This is a genomic window from Delftia sp. JD2 (genome assembly GCF_001682645.1).
Classification (GTDB): domain Bacteria; phylum Pseudomonadota; class Gammaproteobacteria; order Burkholderiales; family Burkholderiaceae_C; genus Comamonas; species Comamonas acidovorans.
Genome location: NZ_LFJT01000122.1, coordinates 1 through 4483, shown reverse-complemented (window position 1 = coordinate 4483; position 4483 = coordinate 1). Strand labels below are relative to the sequence as shown.

Annotated in this window: 2 protein-coding genes; both read right to left on the bottom strand. The window is 70.2% G+C overall.

The window, feature by feature from the left end; translation table 11 throughout:
• Window positions 1–294: 294 nt before the first annotated feature.
• Window positions 295–2829: an ABC transporter permease gene (locus ACM14_RS30025; RefSeq protein WP_065348160.1), complete on the bottom strand. Its 2535-nt coding sequence runs from the start codon at window positions 2827–2829 to the stop codon at window positions 295–297.
• 84 nt (window positions 2830–2913) lie between these two features.
• Window positions 2914–4134: a porin gene (locus tag ACM14_RS30020; RefSeq protein WP_065348159.1), complete on the bottom strand. Its 1221-nt coding sequence runs from the start codon at window positions 4132–4134 to the stop codon at window positions 2914–2916.
• Between the last annotated feature and the right edge of the window lie 349 nt (window positions 4135–4483).

Here is a 4483-nt window from a genome sequence, read left to right as displayed (position 1 = left end):
GGCGGGATGCGGGGTGGCAAGCCTGCCGAAGGACAGGCTTGCTTCGTCATCTGACTTGCCGCAGTTGTTTGAGCGAAGCGCGCCAGCGCGCAGCGAGTTCTGCGGCACACCCCGCATCCCGCTCAACGCAGGTCGCCCGCAGCGAAGCGAAGGGTCGTGGGCAGTTTGGGGCGCGCTTCTTTGCTTCCTTTCTTATCGCGCGATAAGAAAGGGAGTCGGCCGCCGGGCCGAAACCCGGCCCCGAAAAACAACCACCCGGCAGGGTCAAAAACCAGGCCCGGACCTGGCCCCAAACTACTCAGCCACCTGCCTCAACGTATCCATCACAGGCCTCCTCAACACCTCCCGCAACGCCCACCACCCCGCCATCCAGGCCAGCAAGGCCCCGGCAACAGCCCCCGCCAGCGGAGCCCACCAGGGCACGGTCCAGTTGAACTCGAACACCCAGCGCGCCAGGGCCCAGCCCACGGCCCCTGCCGCGCAGCTGGCCAGGAAACCCGCCAGCAGGCCCACGCCAGCCAGCTCGGCGCGCTGCACCTGCGCCAGCAGCCGCGCCTGGGCACCGACGGCGCGCATGATGGCGTACTCGCGGGCGCGCTCCTCGCGCGTGGCGGTGACGGCGGCGAAGAGCACGACCAGGCCGGCGGCCAGGGTGAAGCCGAAGAGGAATTCCACCGCGCGTATCACCTGGTCCAGCACGCGCTGCACCTGGGCCAGCGTGGTGCTCAGGTCCACGTTGGTGATGTTGGGAAACTCGCGCACCAGGGCGTTGTCGAAGCCCGCCACGTCCGGCGCTCGGTAGGCGGCCAGGTAGCTGACGGCCACGTCGTCCAGGTGGTCCACGGGATAGATGACGAAGAAGTTGGCCCGCATCGATCCCCAGTCCACCTTGCGCAGGCTGGTGATGCGCGCCTCGCTGGGCACGCCGCCCACGTCGAAGCCCAGCGTGTCGCCGAGCTTGAGGCCCAGGGTCTCGGCAATGCCGTCCTCCACGCTGATCTCGCCCTTGGCGCCAGGCGTCCAGGTGCCCGCCGTGATCAGGTTGTGTGCGGGCGCCTGCGCCGTGGTGGAGAGGTTGAACTCCCGGTCCACCAGGCGCTTGGCGCGGTCTTCGCTGAAGTCGTCGGGGCTGACCGGCTTGCCGTTGACGGTGACCAGACGCCCCCGGATCATGGGGAACCAGTCATAGGAGGTGACGCCAGCCTTGGCCAGCGCCGCGCGGAAACCGTCGGCCTGCTCGGGCTGCACGTTGATGACGAAGCGGTTGGGCGCGTTGGCCGGCGTGGCCTGGCGCCAGCTGCCGATGAGGTCGGTACGCAGCAGTACCAGCAGCATGAGCGCCAGCAGCCCCACGGCCAGGCTGCTGATCTGCACCACGGCATAGGCGGGGCGCGCGGCGATCTGGCGCGTGGCCAGCACCAGCCAGCGCGGCGCCGTGCTCTCGTGCACCAGGCGGCGCAGCACCTGCACGGCCAGCCAGCCCAGGGCCGCGAACAGCAGCACGGCCACGGCAAAGCCACCCACGGCGATCAGGCCCAGCTTGATGTCGCGGCTGGCCGCCAGCAGCAAGGCCGCAAAGCCTGCCACGCCCACGGCCAGCACCACCACCGAGGCAGGCTTGAGCGCGCCCAGGTCGCGGCGCATGACGCGCAGCGGCGGCACGCGCGCCAGCTGCAGCACGGGCGGCAGGCCAAAGGCTAGCAGCAGGGTCAGCCCCATGCCCACGCCGAAGGCCGCAGGCCACAGGCCCGGTGCGGGCAAGGCGGTTTCCACCAGCCCGGCCAGCAGCAGCACGAAGACATGGTGGATGGCCCAGCCCAGCAGCACGCCCGCGGCGCTGGAGGCCAGTCCGACCAGCACGAACTCCACCGTATAGGCCCCTGCAATGCGCCGCTGGCTCTGGCCCAGCACGCGCAGCATGGCCGAGGCGTCGAGGTGGCTGTTGGCAAAGCCGCGCGCAGCCAGGGCCACGGCCACGGCCGACAACAGGGCCGCCAACAGGGCGACCAGGCTCAGGAATTTCTCGGCGCGGTCCAGCGTCTGGCGCATCTCGGGGCGGCCGCTGTCCAGCGACTCCACGCGCACGCCATGCACGCCGGGCGCCTTGGCCTGCTGCTCGGCCCAGACGCGGTAGCGCTGCACGGCCGACTCGGAGCCATCACCCGCGCCGGCCACGGCCAGGCGGTAGGTGATGCGGCTGGCCGGCTGCACCAGGCCCGTGGCGGCCAGGTCGGCGGAGGTAATCATCACGCGCGGCGCAAAGTTCATGAAGCCCGCGCCCCGGTCGGGCTCGATGGAGATGATGCGCGCCACGCGCAGTTGGGCGTCGCCCAGCAGCAGCATGTCCCCCACGCCTATGCCCAGCGACTCCAGCAGCGGCGCATCGACCCAGGCCTCGCCCCGCGCCGGTATCTCGCGCGTGGCCCGGTCGGCCGCGCCGGGGGCATCGGCCACGCGCAGGCTGCCGCGCAGCGGATAACCTTCGGGCACGCTCTTGAGCGCCACCAGGCGGCTCATGCCGCCTTGCGCGTCGCTGGCGCGTGCCATGGTCGGGAAACTGGATGTCTCCAGGGCCTGCAGCCCTTCGGCGCGTGCGCGCTCGGCAAAGGCCGGCGCCGTGGGGTTGTCGCCGACCACGACCACGTCGCCGCCCAGCAGCTGGCGCGCATCGCGCTGCAGCCCCGCCTGCAGCCGGTCGGCAAAAAAGCCCACCGAACTGAGCGCGGCCACGGCCAGCATCACGGCGACGATCAACAGGCGCAACTCGCCCGCGCGCAGGTCGCGCCACAGGGTGCGCCAACCCAGGGTCCATGCAGAAGATCCATTCATGCCGCGCAGATTAGCGCAGGCGAAGATGGGCACCCGGGCGCCACGGCTATTGGCACGGCCGTTCAGAACGATTGGCACGGCCGTTCAGAACATCAGCCGCAGGCCCAGGTCCAGCCCGAGCGCGCCGGCCGGCTGCATGCCGCCCGTGGTCAGGTAGCCGGGCTGGGGAAGGATGGCCGGGTTGCTGACCACCAGCGGCGTCACGCCCATCACGCCCGGGTTGTTGCGCCCGTTGCCCACGCTGATGCGCGACACCGTGGCGTACAGCGCCGTGCGTTTGGACAGCGGGTGCACATAGCCCAGGGCGAGCTTGTTCACCGAGGAATCGCCGTCGGCCAGGCCCTGGCCATTCCTGAACTGCACGCGCGCATAGGAGGCGCGCAGCGCCCCCTGGCCCACGGGGATGTTCACGCCGGCCAGCACGCCCAGGTAGCGGTCGTTGATGGCGGCCAGCGTGCCGGCGTCGCGCCGCTCGTTGCGCACGCCGGACCATTCTCCAAACAGCTTGACCGGGCCGAAGTCATAGGAGCCGCCCAGGTTCAGCGAACGGATCTTTTCCGCGCCGGCGCCCGAGGTGCCCAGGGTGTTCTCGCCATAGCCCAGCGCCACATCGGCCGCCCCCATGGCCCAGCCGATGCGGGCACCCGCGTAGCGCCCCCGCTTCGAGCTGTTCTCGGGAAAGGCGTACATGGCCTGCCCGTAGACGCCGCCCAGGCCCGGCGGCAGGAAATAGCCGATGGAATTGCCTGCGCGCAGATAGGTGTCCGTGCCCGCCGACAGCCCGCCGCCCAGCAGGCCGCCCGTGGCCAGCGCGCGGGCGATGGCCAGGTTGCTGTTGACCACGGCGATCAGGTTGGTGCCCACGCCGTTGACGGTGAAGGGGTCGAAGGCCCAGTCGTTCAGAAACGAAGGCGTGTGGTCGCGCCCCATGCGCAGCTCGCCCAGGCGCCCGGACAGGCTGATGGTGGCGCGCCGCCCGAAGTTGAGCACGCCGCCGCCCGTGTCATTGGCCACCGGCGCCTCCAGCCACAGGCCGGCCATGAGGCCGCCGCCCAGGTCTTCGCTGACGCGTATGCCGATGCGGCTGGCCAGGTTGCCCGAGGGCGACAGTGCCCAGGTGCTTTGCCGCGCCGAGCGCGCGGGGCCCGCGTCCCAGGATTCGCTGCGCACGCTGTAGCGGCTGATGCCGGCGTCCATCACGCCGAACAGCGTGACCGAGCTGGGCGCCTGGGCGGCGGCCGCGCCTGTCAGACACAGCAGGCCCAGCGCGTGCAGGCCGCAGGGATGGGGGTGAAGTCGGGGCATGGAGGTCTCCTGTTCGTCGTGGGGCTGGCGCGGTCCTGCGCCACGAATCGACTCTAGGAACGCCATCGCGCCGCTTCTTGGCAGTTCATGCCAACGGCTTTGCAATTCACGACATGCGCGGGTTGCCCTGGTCAGGGTTGCCATGGATTTGTCCCAACAAGGCAAATGCCTGTCCCCCAATGGCAAGTCCCGGGAAAGCGGGCTTTCGATACTGGATGCCAGAACACGGAACAAGGAGACACGGATATGAGACTGCCCCACGCCATCGCCACGCTGCTCGCGGGCTGCGCCATCGCCATCGCCATCGGCGGCACGAACGTTCGCAACGCACTGGACAAGCACTACTACC

What these genes read in the sequence shown, in the direction of transcription:
- ACM14_RS30025 (WP_065348160.1), bottom strand. Translation starts at nt 2,829, where the DNA reads ATGAATGGATCTTCTGCATGGACCCTGGGTTGGCGCACCCTGTGGCGC.
- ACM14_RS30020 (WP_065348159.1), bottom strand. Translation starts at nt 4,134, where the DNA reads ATGCCCCGACTTCACCCCCATCCCTGCGGCCTGCACGCGCTGGGCCTG.